Source organism: Sphingomonas flavescens (assembly GCF_030866745.1).
GTDB lineage: Bacteria > Pseudomonadota > Alphaproteobacteria > Sphingomonadales > Sphingomonadaceae > Sphingomicrobium > Sphingomicrobium flavescens.
Genome location: NZ_CP133016.1, coordinates 1,904,396 through 1,926,049 on the forward strand (window position 1 = coordinate 1,904,396; position 21,654 = coordinate 1,926,049).

14 protein-coding genes are annotated in these 21,654 nt (G+C 64.7%); 6 read left to right on the forward strand and 8 right to left on the reverse strand.

The features are described 5' to 3' along the window. Nucleotides 1-106: 106 nt before the first annotated feature. Complete coding sequence (gene infC, locus QU596_RS09830; protein WP_308517976.1) at nt 107-652, forward strand: translation initiation factor IF-3; 546 nt, start codon at nt 107-109, stop codon at nt 650-652. Nucleotides 653-816: 164 nt separating this feature from the next. Further along, nucleotides 817-3,885: a TonB-dependent receptor gene (locus QU596_RS09835; RefSeq protein WP_308515342.1), complete on the forward strand. Its 3,069-nt coding sequence runs from the start codon at nt 817-819 to the stop codon at nt 3,883-3,885. Nucleotides 3,886-3,935: 50 nt separating this feature from the next. Here QU596_RS09835 and QU596_RS09840 read toward each other — a convergent pair whose 3' ends face one another. Continuing rightward, nucleotides 3,936-6,677 carry a [protein-PII] uridylyltransferase gene (locus tag QU596_RS09840; protein WP_308515343.1) on the reverse strand — a complete coding sequence of 914 codons (2,742 nt, stop codon included), beginning with the start codon at nt 6,675-6,677 and terminating at the stop codon, nt 3,936-3,938. A gap of 62 nt (nt 6,678-6,739) precedes the next feature. Here QU596_RS09840 and QU596_RS09845 point away from each other — a divergent pair, with 62 nt between their 5' ends. Further along, nucleotides 6,740-7,915 carry a JmjC domain-containing protein gene (locus QU596_RS09845; protein ID WP_308515344.1) on the forward strand — a complete coding sequence of 392 codons (1,176 nt, stop codon included), beginning with the start codon at nt 6,740-6,742 and terminating at the stop codon, nt 7,913-7,915. Here the strand turns inward: QU596_RS09845 and mutS are convergent. Continuing rightward, nucleotides 7,912-10,506 (reverse strand): DNA mismatch repair protein MutS, encoded by a 2,595-nt coding sequence (gene mutS, locus QU596_RS09850; protein ID WP_308515345.1) that lies wholly within the window; start codon nt 10,504-10,506, stop codon nt 7,912-7,914. The two genes, QU596_RS09845 and mutS, sit on opposite strands and share 4 nt — an antisense overlap. A gap of 91 nt (nt 10,507-10,597) precedes the next feature. On the opposite strand from mutS, the gene QU596_RS09855 reads away from it, so the two are divergent. Further along, entirely contained in the window at nt 10,598-12,904 is a 2,307-nt protein-coding gene (locus QU596_RS09855; RefSeq protein WP_308515346.1) for an NADP-dependent malic enzyme, read from the forward strand. On the opposite strand, the gene QU596_RS09860 is transcribed toward QU596_RS09855, so the two are convergent. After that, nucleotides 12,882-14,972, reverse strand: coding sequence for a RelA/SpoT family protein (locus tag QU596_RS09860; protein ID WP_308515347.1), 2,091 nt, complete (start codon nt 14,970-14,972; stop codon nt 12,882-12,884). The two genes, QU596_RS09855 and QU596_RS09860, sit on opposite strands and share 23 nt — an antisense overlap. Nucleotides 14,973-15,089: 117 nt before the next feature. Here QU596_RS09860 and QU596_RS09865 point away from each other — a divergent pair, with 117 nt between their 5' ends. Next, entirely contained in the window at nt 15,090-15,584 is a 495-nt protein-coding gene (locus QU596_RS09865; protein ID WP_308515348.1) for a winged helix-turn-helix transcriptional regulator, read from the forward strand. On the opposite strand, the gene QU596_RS09870 is transcribed toward QU596_RS09865, so the two are convergent. Beyond that, the gene (locus tag QU596_RS09870; RefSeq protein ID WP_308515349.1) at nt 15,585-16,034 is read right to left on the reverse strand and encodes a hypothetical protein; all 450 of its coding nucleotides are present in this window, start codon (nt 16,032-16,034) and stop codon (nt 15,585-15,587) included. Nucleotides 16,035-16,099: 65 nt separating this feature from the next. Here QU596_RS09870 and QU596_RS09875 point away from each other — a divergent pair, with 65 nt between their 5' ends. Then, nucleotides 16,100-17,602, forward strand: coding sequence for a M20/M25/M40 family metallo-hydrolase (locus tag QU596_RS09875; RefSeq protein ID WP_308515350.1), 1,503 nt, complete (start codon nt 16,100-16,102; stop codon nt 17,600-17,602). 3 nt (nt 17,603-17,605) lie between these two features. Here the strand turns inward: QU596_RS09875 and QU596_RS09880 are convergent, their stop codons facing one another. From QU596_RS09880 to QU596_RS09895, 4 genes are all read right to left on the reverse strand, one after another. Beyond that, complete coding sequence (locus QU596_RS09880) at nt 17,606-17,887, reverse strand: hypothetical protein (protein WP_308515351.1); 282 nt, start codon at nt 17,885-17,887, stop codon at nt 17,606-17,608. A 37-nt stretch (nt 17,888-17,924) separates the two neighbouring features. Then, nucleotides 17,925-18,920, reverse strand: a complete 996-nt coding sequence (locus tag QU596_RS09885; RefSeq protein ID WP_308515352.1) for a CE1 family esterase — start codon at nt 18,918-18,920, stop codon at nt 17,925-17,927. Between the two features lie 93 nt (nt 18,921-19,013). After that, nucleotides 19,014-21,350, reverse strand: coding sequence for a ligase-associated DNA damage response DEXH box helicase (locus tag QU596_RS09890; protein ID WP_420030911.1), 2,337 nt, complete (start codon nt 21,348-21,350; stop codon nt 19,014-19,016). 68 nt (nt 21,351-21,418) lie between these two features. Further along, nucleotides 21,419-21,598, reverse strand: a complete 180-nt coding sequence (locus tag QU596_RS09895; RefSeq protein ID WP_308518021.1) for a hypothetical protein — start codon at nt 21,596-21,598, stop codon at nt 21,419-21,421. Nucleotides 21,599-21,654 lie beyond the last annotated feature (56 nt).

Below are 21,654 nucleotides of genomic sequence, written 5' to 3' on the forward strand. Positions count from 1 at the left end.
CGCCACACATCGTGGCAAAATCGACTCGCTTTTGCGCGCCTGCACTTTTCATTGTGCGGCCGAGTGCATAAGTCGACAGTTCCACAAGCAGAACGGAGACTCGACTATACCACCGCCCTATCCGCGCCGAGGACCGGCGCCGCCGCAATTTACCGGCCCCCGCTACAATGAGTTCATCCAGTCCCAGAAGGTCCGGGTGATCGACGAAAACGGGGAAAACCTGGGCGTGATGTATACGCGCGAGGCATTTGAGCAGGCGCAGGGCGTCGGGCTCGACCTCGTCGAGATTTCTCCCAATTCCGACCCGCCGGTCGCCAAGTTCCTCGATATCGGCCGCTTCAAGTACGAAGCCCAGAAGAAGGCGAACGAGCAGCGCAAGAAGCAGAAGACGCAGGAGATCAAGGAGATCAAGATGCGTCCGAACATCGACGACCACGACTACGACACCAAAATGAAGAAGGTGTTCGAGTTCCTGGAGGATGGCGACAAGGTGAAGGTCACCATGCGCTTCCGCGGTCGCGAGATGGCGCATGGCGAGCTCGGCATGGCAGTTTTGCGCCGCGTGCAGGAGCAGACGGCTGAGACCGCCAAGGTTGAGGCCCACCCGCGCATGGAAGGCCGCCAGATGCTGATGGTGCTGGCACCGAAGTAACAGCGGGCGGCACGTCCGCCCCCTTACTTACACGGCTGTTGCTAAATTGCTTCACCGCTGCGGATTGTTGATTTCTCGCACGGCCCATCTTCCCTTGAAGCCGCGTTCAGGTTTAGCCTCATTCCACGACCGGGCGGCCCCGCCCGATTGGGGGAGAGAGATTGATGATCCGCAAGTCCGCCTTGCTGATGACGACCGCCATGGTCGCCGTCGCGACTCCGGCTTTTGCCCAGAATAACGATACCCGCGTTCAGCCGACGCAGGCTTCGCCGACCGAACAGGCGGCTGTGACACCGCAGGCGCAGGCTGCCGCCGACGCGCCGCAGGACGTCATCGTTATCACCGCCCAGGGCCGTAAGCAGGTTCTGCAGGACGTGCCGATCGCGGTCACGGCGGTCGGCGCGCAGGAAATGCGCAACTCTGGCGCAACCGATATCCGTCAACTCAACCAGCTCGCGCCATCGCTGCTCGTGTCATCGACCGGCAGTGAGGCGAACGGCTCGGCTCGTATCCGCGGTATCGGCACGGTCGGCGACAACCCGGGTCTCGAAAGCTCGGTCGCGGTATTCGTCGATGGCGTCTACCGCTCGCGTTCGGGCATCGGCCTCACCGAACTTGGCGAAATCGATCACGTCGAGGTTCTGCGCGGCCCACAGGGCACTTTGTTCGGCCGCAACGCTTCGGCCGGCCTCATCAACATCTTCAGCAAGCCGCCCTCGTTCACGTTCGGCGGCTACGGCGAAGTCACTGTCGGCAATTACAACCTTCGCCGCCTTGCCGGCGGCGTGACGGGGCCGCTGTCGAGCACGGTCGCGGCCCGTCTCGACGCCGTGTACGTGAAGCGCGACGGTTTCTACCGCGACCCGGCTAACGACACGCGCGTTAACGACCGCAATCGCTGGTTCACGCGCGGTCAGATCCTGTGGAATCCGACCGAAAACATGTCGATCAAGCTGATCGGCGACTACACGCATCGCGACGAAAAATGCTGCGGCGCGGTCTACGTCGACAACAGCGTTAATCCGAACATCGGCAACCTCAACGAGATTGCCAACCCGCTGATCCAGCCAGGGTCGAACCCGGCCAGAACCAACGACAGCGGCAACAATATCGTCAACGTCCTTCGCGACCTCGGGCAGAACCTCAATGCACTGCATTCGGGCTATGACCGCACTCTCTCCGTCACGCCGGGCCGCAGCTACGGCGGCAAAACCAAGGACTGGGGTCTGTCTGGCCAGATCGACTACGACATGGGCGGCGCCAAGCTGACCTCGATTACCGCTTATCGCGACTATGATGCATCGCAGGGCGGCGATCTCGACTACAGCACGGTGGACATCCTGTACCGCCCCGCCGACGGCAATGCCGCACGGCGCTTCAAGACCTTCAGCCAGGAACTCCGGCTGCAGGGCAAGACGTTGGGCGAAAAGCTCGACTGGCTCGTCGGCGGTTATTTCGCGGATGAGCGCCTGACCCTGACGGACAATTTGCGTTTCGGCAGCCAGTATGGCCGTTTCGCGACCTGCCGGATCGTGTCGCCCGGCGGTCTCGCCGCGCTCTATTCGCCGACATCGCCCGCCTGTCTCGCCGCGCGTCCGGCAGTCTTCGGTGCGGCGTCGCCGCTGATCTACGCGGCGTTCGACAATCTCGACCGCATGAACAATGTCGGCTCGACGCTTGACGTGTACAATCAGAAAAGCCGCAATTTCGCGCTCTTCACGCACAACATCTTCCACGTGACGCCGAAGCTCGATCTGACCGTCGGCCTGCGGTACACCACCGAGCGCAAGAAGCTGGACGCACTGTTCGGCAACAACAACACGGCTTGCCCGGCCAACCAGGCCCTGCTCGGCAACTTCATCAATCCGAACAGCCCGGGCTTCAGTGCAGCGCTGTTCTCCGTGTCGAACGCGCTGCTGTCGCTGTCTTGCCAAGGTAATGCGACGTCCGAACTGAACGGCGTGCGGATCTTTGACACGCGCAAGGAGCACAAGCTCACCGGGACCGGCGTCATTTCATACAAGCCGACCGAGGACAGCCTGATCTACGGCAGCTTCTCGCGCGGCTACAAGGCGGGTGGCTTCAACCTCGACCGTTCGGCGCTCAAGTTGCCCACCGTCTCGTTTGCGAGCGTCGGCGGTGCGCAGGCGCTAGTCGGCAACCTGCAGTTCGATCCGGAAATTGTCGATGCTTGGGAAATCGGCGGCAAGTTCTCCGCCCGTGGAATTCTCTTCAACGTCGCCGCCTTCCGGCAGCAGTTCAAGAACTTCCAGCTGAACACGTTCGACGGATCGGTCTTCATCGTTCAGAACGTCAACGGTTGCGGGACCAGCCTGAATGGCCTCGACCGCGACAACAGCACGGCGCCGGGTTCGGCCAATTTTGTCGCACCCGTGATTGCGCCGGGTTCGGCTTACAGCCTGAACCCTGCCGCACTGACCGGCACCTGTCCGTCTGGCGACGTCGGCTACGGCGTTCGCTCGCAAGGCGTCGAGCTGGAAGCAAGTTTCAGCCCGATGCGCGACCTGCGCGTCAACCTCGGCTTCACCTACGCCAATACCAAGTACCGCAATAATCTGGTCGGTACCGATAATGGCGCGCCGCTCAATCCGGCGCTTCGTGTCCTGCCGGGCAACAACATCTCGAACGCGCCCAAGAGCGTCGGAACGGGGGCGATCTCGTACACGCCGCGCATCGGCGGAAGCGGGCTGACCGGTCTGTTCTATGTCGATGCGCGCGTGACCAGCAGGTACAACACCGGCTCCGACTTGTTCCCGCAAAAGGGTCAGAAGGGCTATTCGCTGGTGAACGGACGCGTGGGTATCCGTGGCCCGAACGAGTCCTGGGCGATCGAGCTGTGGGCGCAGAACCTGTTCAACAAGGATTATGCGCAGGTCGCGTTCAACTCGCCGTTCCAGCAGGGTGGTTCGACTCAGCCACCGTACGCGGCCGGCTTCACGCACGCACCGTTCATCGATCCGCAATTCCCGGGCGGACGCCAGCTGTTTTCGATGTTCCTGTCGGAGCCGCGGACCTTCGGAATGACGCTGCGCGCCAAGTTCGGTGGCCGGAAGGTGGAGCCGTATGTTGCGCCTCCTCCACCTCCACCTCCGCCTCCGGCCCCCGCGACTCAGACGTGCCCTGACGGCTCGGTGATCGAGGCGACCGCGGCCTGCCCGGTTCCGCCACCCCCACCGCCCCCGCCGCCACCGGCGCCGGAGCGTGGCAACTAGGCTTCGTAAGTAAGCAGGAAGAAGGCCCCGTCTCGCGATGGGGCCTTTTTTTATGCGGCCTTGGCGCGCCCGGGCTGTGCAGCGGCTTCAATCAGGGCGTCGCGCAACCGCTCGCCTTGCGCCGCCGTCAGCTTCTTGCCCCCTGCCGTTAGATAGAACACGTCGACCGCGCGCTCCCCATAGGTCGCGATATGTGCCGAATGGATATCAAGTCTCTGCGCGTGAATGGCGGCGGCCAATCCGGCGAGAAGGGCGGGCCGGTCGCGCGCATGCACTTCGACGACCGTCGTCCGCGTCGATGCGCGGTCGGCAATCGTGACCGAGGGCGCGACATCAAACGTCACAGCGCCCCGGCGATGTCCGCCCGGCAACGGCGGTGGCGCTTCCTCGTCCAGCGCCGCCACGACCGACTTGACCAGCCGTGCCCTCAACCGCCCATCGGCATAGGGTTTTCCCCGGCCATCGAGCACGAGCAGATTGTCGAGCGCCATGCCGTCGCGCGTCGTGTGAATGCGCGCGTCGATAATGTCGGCGCCGGCCGCCGCCAGACCCGCGCAGATGCGATAGAAGAGTGCCTCGCGGTCCGGCGTGAAGATGCTGACCCGGGTCGCGCCCGTGCCTGGATCGTCCTCGACGACGACGTCAGGGCGCGTCGTGCCGATGTGAGCGGCGGCGGCCGCGATCTGGAGCGCATTGGCTACCTGCCAAGCCGCGGGTTCGGCCAGCCAGTAGCTGTCGGGCAGGCGCCGGGCATGCGCTCGCGCGGCGCCTGCGGTCCACCCTAGCTCGGCGGCGAGCTCCCGCTGACGCTGTTGGACCAGCTCCGACCGGCCATGCTGCTTGTGGCCAAGTCGCAAGCGCTCCTCGGCGGCCTCGAACAAGGTGCGCAGCAGTGTTCGCTTCCATTCGTTCCACACCCCCGGTCCCACGGCCCTGATATCAACGACCGTCAGGATCAGCAGCAGCCGCAGGCGTTCCGGACTTTGCACCTGATGGACGAAGTCCTCGATGGTCTGGGGGTCGGTCAAGTCGCGCTTGAACGCGGTCGAGGAGAGAAGCAGGTGATGCCTGACTAGCCAGGCGACGGTTTCCGTCTCGGCGCTGTCCAGGCCAAATCGCGGACATAGCTTTCGGGCAACCTCGGCGCCGATCACGCTGTGGTCGCCGCCACGGCCCTTCGCGATATCGTGCAGCAGGACGGCGACGTACAGGACGCGGCGCGAAGCGATCTGCTTGATGATCGCGGTAGATAGCGGATGATCGTGTTTCAGCTCACCCCGTTCGATCGCCGCGAGCAGGCCAAGCGCGCGGATGGAATGCTCGTCGACCGTATAATGGTGGTACATGTCGAACTGCATCTGCGCGACGACACGGCCGAAGTCGGGCACGAATTGGCCGAAGACCCCCGCCTCGTTCATCCAGCGAAGCACCAGTTCAGGCTGCACCCTGGACGTCAGCACCTCGAGGAATAGCTGGTTGGCGCGTGGGTCGTTGCGGACCTCCCGCTTGATCAGCTTTGCGTCACGGCTGGCGGCCCGCATCGCTGCCGGATGGATTTCTAGCTGCTCGCGCGACGCCAGTGCGAACAGTTCGAGCAACCGGATCGGATCATCTCGGAAGTATGAATCGCTCGGGATGCTGATCCTGCCTCGGTCGAGCACGAAGCCGCCAAGCCGCTTGGGCCGCCGGCGGATGGTGGGAAGGGCGAAGCGCAGCCCCTTCTTTCCCATTTGCTCGTCAAGCTGGGCGAGGAACACGCCGGTCAGGTCGCCAACCGTTTTGGCGTTGAGAAAATAGAATTGCATGAAGCGCTCGACCGCGGCTTTCCCCGGGCGGTCGGCGTAGTGCATGATTTCGGCAATGCGCGGCTGATAGTCGAAATTGAGCCGTTCCTCGGCGCGGCCGGCCAGCTCGTGCAGATGGCAGCGCACCGACCACAGGAACCGCTCCGCACGGTCGAACCGGCGAAATTCCGCCGCGCTGAGCAAACCGGCCTTCACAAGGTCCGCCGGACGCTGGACCCCATGCACGTATTTGCCGATCCAATAGAGCGTATGAAGGTCGCGCAGACCGCCTTTGCCGTCCTTGACGTTGGGCTCGACCACATAGCGGCTGTCGCCCATCCGGATGTGACGCGCGTCCCGCTCGGCAAGCTTTGCCGCGACAAAATCGGCTGCCGAGCCAGCCACGATTTCCTTCTGAAAACGCCGAACCGCAAGATCAAAGACCTTCTGATCGCCCCACAGCCAGCGCGCTTCCAGAAAAGCGGTCCGCACCGTGATGTCGTCCTTGGCCGAAGCGATGAGTTGGCTCACCGACCGCACGGAGTGACCGATTTTGAGCTTCAGGTCCCACAGCACGCGCAACAAGGCCCCGGCGATTTGCTGTTGCGCGGGTGACGCAGCCTTCGCCGTCATCAACATCATGTCGAGATCGCTGTACGGCGCCATCTCCCCACGGCCGGTTCCGCCTACCCCGACGACCGTAATCCCGCCTGCATCTGCACTGGCCATTCCCCGGCATATGAATTCGAATGCCAGACGAACGATTTGATCGTGCAAGAAACAGGTCGCGCGCGCGGCTGCTCGTCCGTTTCCGGGCTCTTCCCTCAAGCGCCGCGCAATTTCGGTTCGGCCGCCTGCCAGTGCTTCGGTCAAAATTTCCGAGGCGATCCCGGGATGCAATGCTTCGTCCGCATCAGCCAAGCGCGCGGCGATCGCGCGCCGATCGATGATCGCGCGGGGCGCAGTGACCGCCTCTAAGCCGTGGGACACCATGACTTCCCATGCCATGCAACGGTCGCAGGTCTCAACGGCTATCGACCGCCGGGAGATTTGGCCGTTAGACTGGCGGCATGACCAATGAGCAAGCGCAGGCGGTGTTGGCGGAGGTATTCGCGCCGTTAGCGGTGGAGCAATTCCTCGCGGCAATCGGACGGTCGTGGTTCGCGCTGAAGGGCAACGCGGATCACCCGCGAGCGCGTCTGTTTGGTTCCGATCCAAGCGACACGATGCTGAGCGGGGGCTATCGTTCTCATCCGCAAAAGCTCGATTTTCATTCGCCGGCGCCGAGCGGCGCCGCGCCGGTCTTGCGGCAAGCCGCCGATGCCGCAGACTTCCAGTCGATCATCGGCGAGTTTCACGAGCGCGGCTACACGGTGCGCATTCCCGATGTGGTCGAACTCGCGCCGGCATTGCAGCGCTTCGTGCGCGCACTCGAAGTAATCATTCGGCAGCCGGTCAAAGCCTCCATATTCTGGAGCGCGGCGGGCGCGCGGGCGATCGTTCACTACGACAAGCCGCACAACATCATCATTCAGCTGACCGGCCAGAAGCGTTGGTTCATCTCCACCGACCCGCCCGGACTCCAGAACAAATGGACGCAAGTCGGCGAGGCGCCACCGCACCTGCAGCGCCACCAGGTCCTCGACGTCGATCCCGGCGACCTCATCTATATTCCCGGCGGCACGCCACACACGGTGGAGTCGACCACTGAGTCGCTGCACCTCGCGATTGTCTTTGACCCCGTCACGCTGCGCGAAGCGATCATCGCGGCAATCGACCTGTTGTCGGACAGCGATCGCAGCTTGCGCGAAGTCGTGCTCGGGCGGCCCGAGGGCCTTGACCCGGGCAGACTGGCTGAGACGATCATGCCCGCGCTGGACCGCCTGCGCGAAATTAGCCGCTCACCGGACTTCATCGCGGCTGCAATGGAACTTCGCGCGTCCCGCGCGACGGCGGACCTGCCCCAGCTGGCGAGGCCGATGGCTCCCGTGACCGTCAACAACGACACCCGCGTTCGACACACGCCGCTGGCGATCGGTCACCTGCGACACGCGGGAAGCTCGCTCGATTTCGCGGTGCCCGGCGAGCATATCGCCATCCACCCGGGGGTAGAGCCCGAGCTACGCTATATTGCATCGAACGAAGCCTTCCGCGTCGGCGAGCTACCCGGCGCAGCTGCTGGCGACGTGAAGATCGCGCTCGTCTCGAGACTGATCCAGAGCGGCTTCCTCGAGGTCGACGGCTAGTCTGCGCCGCGCGCCAGCCGCTTCAATTCGTAGATCTTCTCGAGCGCTTCGCGCGGGCTCAGTTGGTCGGGTTCAAGGGCGTTGAGTGCCGATGCCAGCGGGTCCGGCTGCGGCTCGCTCGCGACCGCGGCGAACAGCGGGAGATCGTCGAGGCCGGCGGCGATCCCGCCCGTGGCGTCACGGCCTGCCTCGAGCTTGGCTAGCACCGACCTGGCGCGGCTGACGACCGACGGCGGCAGGCCCGCGAGCTTTGCGACCGCAATGCCGTAGCTGCGGTCGGCAGCGCCATCGGCGACTTCGTGCAGCAGCACCAGGTCGCCCTTCCATTCCCGCGCGCGGACGTGATGGAGCGAGAGTCGGTCGAGCCTTCCGGCTAGGCGGGTCAGCTCGTGATAATGGGTGGCGAACAAGGTGCGGCACTGCACGTCGTCGTGCATCGCCTCGACCACCGCCCAGGCGATCGCGAGGCCGTCGTAGGTCGACGTGCCACGACCGATTTCGTCAAGGATGACGAGGCTCCTGGCGCTGGCCTGGGCGAGGATGGCGGCTGTTTCGACCATCTCGACCATGAAGGTCGACCGGCCGCGCGCGAGATTGTCCGACGCGCCGACGCGGCTGAACAGCCGGTCGACGATGCCTAGTTTCACCCGCGTCGCCGGAACGAAGCTCCCCGCTTGCGCGAGCACGGCGATCAGCGCGGCCTTACGAAGAAAGGTGGATTTGCCCCCCATGTTCGGGCCGGTGATCAACCACAGCCGATCGTGCGCACCCATGCTGAGGTCGTTGGCAACGAATCGTTCACCGGCCTCGGCCAGCGCACGCTCTACCACCGGATGGCGGCCGGCTTCGATTTCCAGACAAGCTTCGTCGGTCAGCTCGGGTCGGCACCAGCTGCCTTCCGCGGCCCGGTGCGCATGACTGGCCGCCACGTCGATGCGGGCGATCGCTTCCGCGGTGGCGGTGATCTGTGACGCGGTTGTGAGTGCTTTCCGGGTCAGCTCCTCGGCATGCGAAGCCTCGGCAGAAAGCGCGTGGGCACCTGCCTCGATCACCCGGCTCGCCTCTTCGTGCAACTCCGGCGAATTGAAGCGCACGACCCCGGCGAGCGTCTGGCGATGCGTGAACCCGCTGTCGGGTTGCATCAACCGGTCGGCGTGGCGCGCCGACACTTCGACATGGTAGCCGAGCACCGCATTGTGCCGGATCTTCAGCGAGCTGATCGTGGTCGCGTCGCGATATTTGGCTTCCAGCGCGGCGATCGCGCGGCGCCCATTCGACGCTGCGCTTCGCAACGAATCGAGGTCCGCATCATAGCCCTCGGCGATGTATCCGCCCTTCGACGCGTCGAGCGGCGGTGCTGGGACAAGTGCGCGGGTGAACAAGTCGGTGAGACCCGCGTGCCCGCCGAGCCTGGGCAGCAACGCGTCGAGCAACGTCGGGCGGTCGGGTTGATCGCCGAGTTCCTGCTGCAGGTTCCCCGCCGCGCTCAGGCCGTCGCGCAGCAGCGCCAGATCGCGCGGGCTGCCGCGGCCTGATGCGAGACGCGCGAGGGCGCGTGCAAAGTCCGGCATGGCCTTCAGCGCGCTCCGTACCCGCTCCCGTCGGATCGGATCGGAGTGCAGCCATGCAACAAGCGCCAGACGCTGCTCGATGGCGGAGCGATCGGTCAGCGGCGCCGCAATGTCTTCGCACAAGAGCCGCCGGCCGGCCGCCGTTTGGCATCGGTCGATCTCACCGAGAAGGCTGCCCGCTACGGTGCCGCCGACCGACCGCGTCAACTCAAGGCTCTCGCGGCTGGCCGCGTCGATCGCCATGTGGCCCGCCCGCGCAATCCGTCGCGGCGCATCGAGCAGTATGCCGGCGCTCTTCTGCGTGACGTCCAGATACGCCAGCAGCCCGCCCACCGCTGCCAGCTCCGCACGGCCCGGCGAACCCAGCCCGTCGAGCGTCGCCAGCCCGAAGCGCGCCTTGAGTGCGCGCTCGCCGGAAAGGCTGTCGAAGCCACCCTTGCCGGCGGTCGTGCGGATGCCGGGCACCTTGTCGTCGGCGATTGTTTCGGCAGGCGACAACCGCGCCAGTTCGGCGGCTAGTTCTCCCGGTCCACACGCAACCAGCTCGAAGCGCCCGGTCGAGATGTCAGCGGCAGCGACCGCCCATTCTTCGCCGGCCCGCCCGATTGCCGCCAGCCAATTCGCCGACGCGGACTCGAGCAACGTCTCCTCGGTCAGCGTGCCGGGTGTTACCAACCGGATGATGGCGCGATCGACGAGCGCCTTCGACCCACGTGCCTTGCGTGCCTCGGCCGGGCTTTCCGTCTGCTCCGCGATGGCCACACGATGGCCCGCCTTGATCAGCCGCGCGAGATAAGATTCTGCCGCATGTACCGGGACGCCGCACATCGGGATCGGCTCGCCGGCGTCCTCGCCGCGCTTGGTGAGCGCGATGTCCAGGCACGCCGAAGCCGCTTTCGCATCATCGAAGAACAGCTCGAAGAAATCGCCCATGCGGTAGAACAGCATGGCATCGCCCGCCTCTTCCTTGAGGCGTTTGTACTGGGCCATCATGGGCGTTGGAGCGTCGGCGCGGGCCATGGCCAAACCGTAGCCGCTGCGTTGCGTCCAATCGACCCTTCATTGCGCGCGAGCGTGACTCTTGCGCAGCGAGCGGTCTAAGGCCCTGACCATGTCGGAAAGCAACGTCAAATACACCGAGCAGGAAGCGCTCGACTTTCACTCGCGCGGCCGGTCCGGGAAGCTGGAGATCGTCGCCACCAAGCCGATGGCGACGCAGCGCGACCTGAGCCTTGCCTATTCGCCGGGCGTTGCCGTGCCGGTGCGTGCGATCGCCGACAATCCGACCTGCGCCTACGACTTCACCGCCAAGGGCAATCTGGTCGCGGTCATCTCGAACGGCACCGCTATCTTGGGTCTCGGAAACCTCGGCGCGCTGGCCTCGAAGCCGGTGATGGAAGGCAAGGCGGTGCTGTTCAAGCGCTTCGCTGACGTCGACGCCATCGACATCGAAGTGAAGACCGAGGACGCGCAGCGGTTCATTGACGCGGTCGAGCTACTCGAGCCGAGCTTCGGCGGCATCAACCTCGAGGACATTGCCGCGCCCGACTGCTTCATCATCGAGCAGACGCTGCGCGAGCGGATGAACATCCCGGTCTTCCACGACGACCAGCACGGCACCGCGATCATTACCGCCGCCGGCCTCATCAACGCGTGCCTGCTAACCGGCCGCGACCTCGCCGACATCAAGGTGGCGGTGAATGGCGCCGGTGCCGCCGCGATCGCCTGCACCGAGCTGATCAAGGCCATGGGCGTCCGCGGCGACAACGTCCTCATGTGCGACCGCAAGGGCGTCATCCACAAAGGGCGGAACGACCTCGACCAGTGGAAATCGGCGCATGCAGTCGAGACCGACAAGCGTACGCTTGCCGACGCGGTCGACGGCGCGGACGTGTTCCTCGGCCTCTCGGCGGCGGGCGCGCTGAAGCCCGAGATGGTGAAGACCATGGCCAAGGAGCCGATCATTTTCGCCATGGCCAATCCGGATCCGGAAATCTGGCCGCCGGATGCGCAGGCGGCGCGGCCCGACGCGATCATCGCTACCGGCCGCTCGGACTTCCCGAACCAGGTCAACAATGTCCTTGGTTTCCCCTTCATCTTCCGTGGCGCGCTCGACGTGCGCGCGACGGCGATCAACGACGCGATGAAGATCGCCGCTGCCGAAGCGCTTGCTGAGCTGGCGCGCGAGCCTGTTCCGGAAGAAGTGGCAGCAGCCTACGGCGGGCGTTCGCACAGTTTCGGACGCGACTACATCATCCCGGCGCCCTTCGATCCCCGGTTGATGGAAGTGGTTGCATCGGCGGTTGCGGAAGCAGCGGTGACGAGCGGCGTCGCGCAGCGGCCAATCCCGGACATGGCGGCGTATCGCCGCCAGCTCAGTGGACGCCTGAACCCGACGGTCGCGGTCATGAGCCTGGCGTATGAAAATGCGCGGCAGAATCCGAAGCGTGTCTTGTTCGCCGAAGGCGAGGAGCCGAACGTCCTCCGCGCCGCAATTGCGTTCAAGGAAGCCGGTTACGGGACGCCCGTGCTGGTCGGGCGCGACGATGTTTACGACCAGCTCAAGGAGATGGGCGTCGAAAATCCGAAGGATTTCGAGGTTCTAAACAGCCGCAATTCGCCCCTTGTCGGACGCGCGGTCGACTACATCTACGCCAAGCACCAGCGGCACGGCATGCTGCGCCGCGAGGTCGAGCGACTGGTCAATCAGGACCGCAATTATTTCGCCGCGGCGATGCTGGCGATCGGCGAAGCCGACGCGATGATCACCGGCACCACCCGCCCCTTCAGCCAGTCGCTGAAGCAGGTGCGGCTGGTGATCGAGGACGAACCCGACGCGACGCCGTTTGGCGTCAACGTTGTGGTCGGGCGCAGCCACACGATCCTCATTGCCGACACTGCAGTCACCGAGCGTCCCACGGCCGAACAATATGCAGCGATTGCGCTGCGCTCGTCGGCCTTCGCGCGTCGGATGGGGATCGAGCCGCGCGTGGCCTTCATCAGCTACACGACGTTCGGCAACCCGCCGGGCATGCACGTCGAAGGGCTGCGAGACGCGGTGTCGATCCTCGACGGGTTCAATGCCGATTTCGAATATGAAGGCGAAATGGCGCCCGACGTCGCGCTCAATTACGAAATGCAGAAGCGCTACTACCCGTTCTCGCGTCTGTCGGGGCCGGCCACCATTCTGGTCATGCCCGGCCTGCAGTCGGCCAGCCTGTCGACCAAGCTGTTGCGCGAGCTAGGCGGCGAGAGCGTCCTTGGTCCTTACATGCTAGGCCTGGAGCATCCGGTGCAGATCGCGCCGATGACGGCGAGCGCGTCGGATCTTGTCATGCTGGCGGTGCTGGCCGGCGGCGACGCGCATGCGCGACACCAGCGGGTGAAGGCCCGGACTAGATCCGCTCGACGGAGCTGATCGGCTCCGCGTCGCGCAGCGCGGCGATGATTGCGTGCAAGTGCGCAAGGTCGTGCACCTCGATGTCCAGGTGGAAGGTCTGGAAGCTCCCGTCGCGGTGGGTCAGCTGAAGGTTGATGATGTTTGCGTGCTTGGCGCCAAGGATGCTCGACATGGTGCCGAGCGCGCCTGGAATGTCGCGCAGGATGATCGCCAACCGCGCCGCGCCACCGTCCGAGCCCTCGCCCCAGCTTAGGTCCAGCCAGTCGGCGTCGACGCCGCTCGCCAGCGTGTCGCAACCGATAACGTGGACCTCGATTTCCTCGTCCTCGCGGCGAAGACCGACGATGCGGTCGCCCGGGATCGGGTGGCAGCATTGGGCGAGGTGATAGGCAACGCCGGGCGTCAGACCCTTGATCGAGATTGCCTGGCGCTGGCCGAGCGGTCGCGGGGCGACGTCTCCGCCGGCTGAACCCGGCATCAGCGTTTCCATCAGGTCTTCGTCGCTCACCCGCTTGCGCGCGATGGCGATCATCAGCTCATCCTGATTCTCGATCTTCAGCTTCTTGAGCGCGCGCTTCAGCGCATCCTTGTTGAGCTCGGCAGGCAGGCGCGCGACGATCTCGTCGTAAATCTTCCGGCCGAGCTGGATGGTCTCGTCGCGTTCCTTGTGACGGACGAAGCGGCGCACGCCGGACCGTGCCTTGCCGGTGGTCACGAAGCGCAGCCAGCTCGGCTGCGGGTGCTGCGCTTCGGACGCGAGAATTTCGACCTGGTCGCCATTCTCCAGCATCGTCCGCAGCGGCACCACACGGCCGTTCACCTTGGCTCCCACCGTGCGGTCGCCGAGGTCGGTGTGTACCGCATAAGCGAAGTCCACCGGTGTCGCGCCCTTGGGCAGCTGGATCAATTCACCCTTCGGCGTAAAGGCGAAAATGCGATCCTGATACATCGCCATCCGCGTATGCTCGAGCAGCTCTTCCGGACTGTCGGCATGGTCGAGGATTTCGACGAGGTCATCGACCCACGGGATGGTCAGCTCGCCCTGCGGTTTGCCTTCCTTATAGGCCCAGTGCGCGGCCAAGCCGCGCTCGGCCTGCTCGTGCATCTCACGACTGCGGATCTGGATTTCGATCCGCATCTTCGAATCATGGATGACCGAAGTGTGCAGCGAGCGGTAGCCGTTGCGCTTAGGCGTAGAGATGTAATCCTTGAAACGCCCCGGAACCATCGGCCAGCGGCTGTGGATCAGCCCGAGCGCGCGGTAGCAGTCGGCCACGTCGTCGACGATCACGCGAAACGCCATGACGTCCGACAATTGCTCGAAGCTGATGTGCCGCTCGGCCATCTTTTTCCAGATCGAGTAGGGGTGCTTCTGACGGCCGAAAACTTCGGCCTCCAGCCCATTGTCGGCGAGGTAGAGCTGCAGGCCAAGGCCGATGCGGCTGACGAGATCGCCGCCCGCCTGCGTCAGTTGCTCGAGCCGCCGCATGATCGAGGCGTAGGCGTCGGGTTCCAGCTCGCGGAACGCCAGCGTCTGCATCTCAGTCATCATCTCGTACATGCCGATGCGCTCGGCGAGCGGCGCGTAGATATCCATCGTCTCGCGGGCAATGCGGCGGCGCTTCTCTTCGGACTTGATGTGATGGAGCGTCCGCATGTTGTGGAGGCGGTCAGCCAGCTTCACCAGCAGCACACGGATGTCGTCGCTCAGCGCCAGCAGGAACTTGCGAAGGTTCTCCGCGGCGCGCTCGTTCTCCGACTGCGCCTCGATCTTGCTCAGCTTGGTGACGCCATCGACCAGCCGCGCGACGTCCGTTCCGAACAGTTTCTCGATCTGTTGCGGCGTCGCCAGTGTGTCCTCGATCGTGTCGTGGAGAATCGCGGTGGCGATCGTCTGGTCGTCGAGCTTGAGGTCGGTCAGGATCCCCGCGACCTCGATCGGATGGCTGAAATAGGGGTCGCCGGAGGCGCGTTTTTGGGTGCCATGCGCCTGCATCGAGAAAACGTAGGCCCGATTGATCAGCCCCTCGTCCGCATCGGGATCGTAGGAGCGGACTTTCTCGACCAGCTCATATTGCCTCAGCACCGTTCTAAGATGAGGGGAGCCGGCGGCTTTGTGCAAGTGCGAAAGAACAAAGTTGCGCGGAGCAACTGTCTTTGATGCAGTTTTTGTGCTTCAAATCGAGTCTCTGGGGAGACGCGTATGCCGGGTGACACACTGACGGCGGGTATCGATTCATTTCGGCAGGCCGCGCTTGCCTGTCCGCTCCCGGCAGCGGTCGAGCTGATCGGTGAAAAATGGGCGTTCCTGATCCTTCGCGGCGCGCTCAACGGGCTAAGGCATTTCGAAGAGTTTCAGGCCGGGCTCGGCATTGCCCGCAATATTCTATCCGACCGGCTCGGCAAGCTCGTCGCGGGCGGCATTCTCGACCGCGAGGCCGATCCCAATGACGGGCGGCGGGTAATCTATACCCTTTCGGCCAAGGGCGAGGACCTGCTGCCAGTAGTGCTCGCGCTGCGGCAATGGGGAGAGAAGTGGGGCTATGGGACGATGGATTTGGCGCTGGCCGACCAACGCGATCGCAAGCCCGTCCGCCGTATCTGCGTGCTGTCGCATGACGGCCGCGAATTAAGCCTCAGCGACCTGACGTGGATCGAGCGCAAGGGCGATGCACATCTCCGCACGGCGGCGGAGTGATCACTCCATCCCGAGGATGTGATCGCGCAACGCTCGCGCGTCGTGCAGCGCGTTGTGCGGTACCCGGCTGTTCGCCGCGGTGCTGAAGCCGCCCAACGGCAGGAACTGAAATCGCATCGAGGGGACTTCGACCATCTGTCCCGGACCCGTGACCAGCAGCGCGCTGAACTGCGCAATATCTTCCGGCCAGTCGGCAACGACCAACGGTTCGGGATCGCCGGACAGATAGTGGGCGACGGTTCGCGCAGCGTCATCGCGGCTCATTCGCGGTGACCGATGACTTTCCGGGACCATGTCCAGGTAAGGCAGCACGTGACGCTCTACCCAGGGGTCCAAATCGCCGTCCCATGCGAGAGTGAGATAGAGTTCCTCCCCGTCGTCAGGCACCAAGGCGAGGCTGAGCAATGCGCCGCCCCAGCCGTTATATTCGGTATCGAGGAAGTAACGCATCGGGCGTCTCTGGACGAGCGCCGCCGAACGTTCCAGTCTCCGCCATCCAACAGGGGGAATCATCGATGCGAATTGCAATGTTGCTTGGCGGCGTGGCTTTCATGGCAGCGGGGGCGCTTCCGGCGAAAACGCCCGACCGCGCGCGAATCGCGGCAACGGTGGCGCAGCGGCACGACGCCACGGTGAAGGCGCTGCAAGACTGGATCGCACTGCCGACCATTGCTGCAGAAAAGAGAAACGTCAGTCAGGGCGCCGAATATATGCGCAAGCTCGCGCTGGACGCGGGCTTCCAGCAGGCGAAAATTATTCCCACCGACGGTGTGCCCGGCGTGTTCGCAACCCTGGACGCGGGCGCGAAGACGACCGTCGGCATCTACTTCATGTATGACGTGAAGCAGTTCGACCCGGCGGAATGGAGCAGCCCGCCGCTCGAAGGACGCCTGGTCGACCGGCCGGGCGAGGGGCAAGTCATGGTCGGTCGCGGCGCCAGCAATCAGAAAGGGCCTGAAATGGCCTTTCTCGCGGCGGTGAAGGCCTTCCAGGCGAGTGGACGCAAGCTGCCGGTGAACCTCGTGCTGGTCGCGGAAGGCGAAGAGGAGGTGGCCTCGACCAACTTCGCGCAGGTGGTGGCCAACCCCGAAGTCCGGGCTGCGCTTTCCAAAACGGTTGGCGTGTTCATCCCGGAATCGGGGCAGTCGAAGGATGGCAGCGCGAACATCGTGCTCGGCGCCAAGGGCGCGGTTGAGTTCCAGATGGTCGTCGGCGGCGAGACATCGGACAAATATCCGAAGGCCGACCTGCACTCCTCCAACTATGCGCGGATCGAGAATCCGGCGTGGCGGCTTGTGAAGGCGCTCAACACGCTGGTTGCCGACGACGGGCACACGCCGGCGATCGACGGCTGGTTCGAGCATGTGCGTCCGCTGACGCCGCGGCAGAAGCAGCTGATAGCAGAGGGTGCGGCCCGCAATCCGGAGGCACAGGTCAAGCAGCAGCTCGGCGTCGGGCGGTGGATCAATAACGAGCCCTATGTGACCAGCCTCGAACGCTTCGTGTCGCAGCCCACGGTGAACATCCAGGGTCTCGTCAGTGGTTACACCGGTCCGCAGGGCAAGACCGTTCTCCCCTCGCGCGCAGAGGCGAAGCTCGAGTTTCGGCTGGTGCCTGACCAGACCAAGGAAGAGGCGGTGGCCAAGCTGAAGGCGCACCTCGCCAAGCGCGGCTTCGACGATGTGCGGGTCACGATTTCGGGCGGTTATGGGCCGAACGAGAGCGATGAAAACAGCGTCCTCGTCCGGGCCCAGAAACGGTTCTTCGACGACGCAAAGATCCCCTACTCCATCAGCCCGCGAAGTGCCGGCAGCTGGCCAGGCGTAATCTTCACCGCCGCGCCGCTGAGTCTGCCCGCTTCGCGCTTCGGCACCGGCCGCGGCGGCGGTGCGCACGCGCCAAACGAGTGGTTCCTGATCAAGAGCGCGGATCCGAAGGTGAACGGGCTGGACGAGGCGTCGTTGGCGTTCGTCGACTTCCTCTACGTCATCGCCGACGAGGCAAACCGCAAACGGTAGCGCCTAGCGCGGCTGCGCGCCGCAGGTGTCGGTCGGTAGCGGCCGGCCCTTGCGGCAGCGCTCCAGCATTGCCCGGTACTGCTTGCCGCGTTCCTCGTCCTGCTTGCGAAGCTCGCGCCCGCGCTTCTCGTCGGCTTCCGACTGGCTCGTGGTGGCTGCATCGACGCCGGCCGAGACCGCCTTGACCGGCAGGGTCGCCACATCGACGGCGGTCTTGGCGATGGTGCCGACGACGCAGCCCGTCAGGGCGAAGGGAAGAGCCAACAGGACGAACACATTACGCATGAGGGTCGTCATGCCCGCCTTGCTGGCTCGTGCAACATCAAAGCGACGAGAAGAAGGCCCACATCAGGTCGTTCGCACTGATCGCCTTCGATGGCTGCTTGCGGCCTTGCTGTGATCCACCGCCCGGCCAGCTATGCCCGCCGGTCTCGGTAACGCATAGCTCGACCGGTGCGCCGCCGGGTTTGGCCGCGTGGCGGTCGCAATAGGCTCCGTCCACGGTCAGCACCCGGCTCGCTTGCGGGTTTGCCTTGTTCAGACGAACCCATTTGCTTTGGGTGGCCGGAACCGAGACGAAGTCGGTGTCGGCAAGGCCGATGCCTCGTCCGCCATTGAATGGAACGTTCGGGTCGTTGGCCGCGTGGAACTGGATGACGGCCACGGGGTGCGAAGGGCGGCAGAACGTCGTGTTGTCCGTGCCTTCAACCGGCGCGATCGCGCGGATTTCCGGTGCCTCGCAGGCCAGACGCCAGCTCATCATCGCGCCATTGGACATGCCGGTGGCGAAGATTCGCCTCGGATCGATCTGCGCCTGACGCTCGACACGGGCGATGACGGCGCGGATGAAGCCGACGTCGTCGACGTTGCTGCTTTGCGCCCGGCCGCAGCAAGTGCCGGCGTTCCACGTGGCCAGCATCCCGCCGGGAAAGCGTGACGTCCCGTTGGGAAAGACCGCGATGAAGCCGGCCGCTTCCGACTTGCTGATCAGGCCGTATCTTGCATCGTCTGCCTGAAAGCTGGCGCTACCGCCGCCGCCATGCAGGGCGATCAGCATGGGTACCGGTTGTCCGTGATAGCTGCGCGGGACATGCACCAGATAATCGCGCGTAAGCCCGTCGTCGACGAAGCTGAAGCGATAATTGCCGGGTGCGCGCACGGGGGTTGCGCTGGGGTCGGCGGGATGTCCGGCGCGGGCCGACATCGACTCCTGGAACACGGCGCGGACCCGGCCGGTTCGCTGTGCTGTCGCTGCTCCGCCCAAAGTCAGGCCAACCCCCGCCAAAATTGCCAATCCGGAAACTAGTCTCGAAGCCATGCGCCACCCCTTTTGTCGCCATCATCTTTTGTTTCGGATGCTGAACGACCGGTGAGGGGTAATGTTAGGTGCCGTTCAGGCAGCGAGCTTTCACTAGCCGGCATTCATCGCGGCATTGGCCAGCTCTTCCGCCTGCATCAGCAATGACTCATCGGCTTCCGCGCCAGGCGGCAGCGACTCGCGCCCAATAATGACCATCAGCGGGACGGCCATTGGCGTGATCCGCCCCGTCTCGACGTGCAGCATCGTCGCCGAAGCGCGATCGACCAGGCGGACCAGCCTGCCAAGCTCCGTCATCCTTCGGCGCGCGTCCTCCCACGCAGCCTTCAGGAGAAGATGTTCGGGCTCGTACCGGCGGAGCACGTCGTAGATGAGGTCAGTCGAGAAGCTGACCTGGCGCCCCGACTTCTTTTTGCCGGGGTGGTGTCGCTCGACGAGGCCGCCGATGACCGCGACTTCGCGAAAGGCATTCCGGAGCAGGTGCGAGCTTTCGACCCAATCGATGAACTCCTGCTCGAGGATGTCGGCTGAAAAGAGCGATTTCGGATCGGTGATTGGCTCCAGGCCGTAGCAGGCAATGGCATAGTCGTTAGCGACGAAGCCGAGCGGTTTCAGCCCCGCTTTCTCCATGCGCTTGGTCAGCAGCATGCCCAGCGACTGGTGCGCGTTCCAGCCGTCGAAGCTGTACGCGACCATGTAATATTGCTTCTCATGCTTGAACGTCTCGACCAGCAGCTGGTGGGGTTCGGGCAGGACCGACCGCTCAGACTGCACTTCCAGCCAGTCGCGCACGTCGTCCGGGAAGCGGCTCCAGTCGTTGCGGTCGCACAGCATGTGCCGCACGCGGTTGGCGAGGTGCGTCGACAGCGACATGCGCTGGCCGCCGTAGGTCACGATCCGTGCCTGCGCGGAGGAGGCGCGGACGATGATGTCGGTTTCCTTGAACTGCTCGACTTCCAGGCTCAGGCCAGAGAAAAAGAAGTGGTCGCCGGGCGAGAGCGTCGAAGCGTAGCCTTCCTCGATCGTGCCGAGTTTGCGGCCGTTGCGGAAGCGAACGGTCATCAGCGGCTGCTCGACGATGACCCCGGCGTTGAGGCGGTGCTGCTGCGCGATCTGCGGGCGGGCGATGCGCCACATTCCGCCGGGCTCAGGCACCAGGCGACGGAAGCGGTCGTACGCCTTAAGCGCGTATCCGCCGGTGGCGATGAAGTTCAGCGTCTCCTCGAACGTCTCCTGTTTCAGGCCCGCATAGGGCGCGGCGGATCGGATCTCGGCGAGCAGCTCATCCTGCTGAAACGGCGCCGACACGGCCATCGCCAGGATGTGCTGGGCAAGCACGTCGAGCGCGCCGGGGCGGAAGATCTCAGGGTCGAGCTCGCCGTCCTCGACGGCATCCAGCGCAGCACGCGCTTCCAGATATTCGAAGCGATTGCCGGGAACGACGATGCCCTTGCTCGGCTCGTCCAGCCGGTGATTGGCGCGGCCGATGCGCTGGAGGAGGCGCGAGCTGCCTTTGGGCGCACCCATTTGCACGACAAGATCGACGTTGCCCCAGTCGATACCGAGGTCGAGGCTCGCGGTGGCCACCAGCCCGCGCAGACGTCCGTCGGCCATTGCGTTCTCGACCTTGCGCCGCGCCTCGACCGCCAGGCTGCCGTGGTGAACACCGATCGGCAGCGCATTGTCATTCACCGCCCACAGGTCCTGGAAGATCAACTCCGCCAGACTGCGCGTGTTGCAGAAGACGAGTGTCGTCCGGTGCTGCTCGATCAGCTGCATTACCTCGCGCGCCGCATGGCGGCCGGAATGGCCGCCCCAAGGGATGCGGTTCTCGGGGATCAGGATCGACAGGTCCGGCTCGGCGCCGGGATCGCCGAGAACGATGTCGACCTCTTCCATGTCGGCGTCCGGCGCCAGCCAGGATCGGTAGGCGTCGGGGTCGCTGATCGTCGCCGACAACCCGACGCGCCGAAGGCCCGGCGCGAGCTTCTGCAGCCGCGCCATCGACAGGGACAGAAGGTCGCCGCGCTTCTCTTTGGCGAAGCCGTGGAGTTCATCCACCACGATGGTCCGCAGGCCCGCGAACATCGTTGCGGCCTCGGGATAGCTCAGCAGCAGGCTGAGCGATTCGGGCGTGGTCAGCAGCACCTGCGGCGGCTTCACCCGCTGCCGTGCCTTGCGGTCAGACGGCGTGTCGCCCGTGCGCGTCTCGACACGGATCGGCAGGCCCATCTCCTCGATGGGACCGATCAGATTGCGTTGAACGTCGACGGCGAGCGCCTTCAACGGCGATACGTAAAGCGTGTGCAGCCCCTCTACGGGCTCTTCTGCCAGCTCGCAGATCGTCGGCAGGAAGCCCGCCAGCGTCTTGCCCGCGCCCGTCGCCGCGACGAGCAGGCCGCTGCGGCCGCGCCGCGCGAGTTCGAGCATTTCAAGCTGGTGGCGGCGGGGCCTCCAGCCCTTCCCCTCGAACCACCTGCTGACTGCGTCCGGAAGGTTCAGAGCTGGTCGGTCCCGTCGCGTCGCCGCTGTTCCTCCTCGCGATACAGGTCGCGGGTGCCGGCCTCGGTTTGGTTCGTGGTCTTGTCGGCGCGGCGACGCATCACCAGCCAGATCAGCGCAATTAGCAGGACCACGGGGCCCACGATGTTCACGATGCCCCAAAGCGATTCGTCCATTTTGTTGTCCTCCCGCGGGAACCCTGTGGATGTTCGACCTATATAGCTCGCAATGC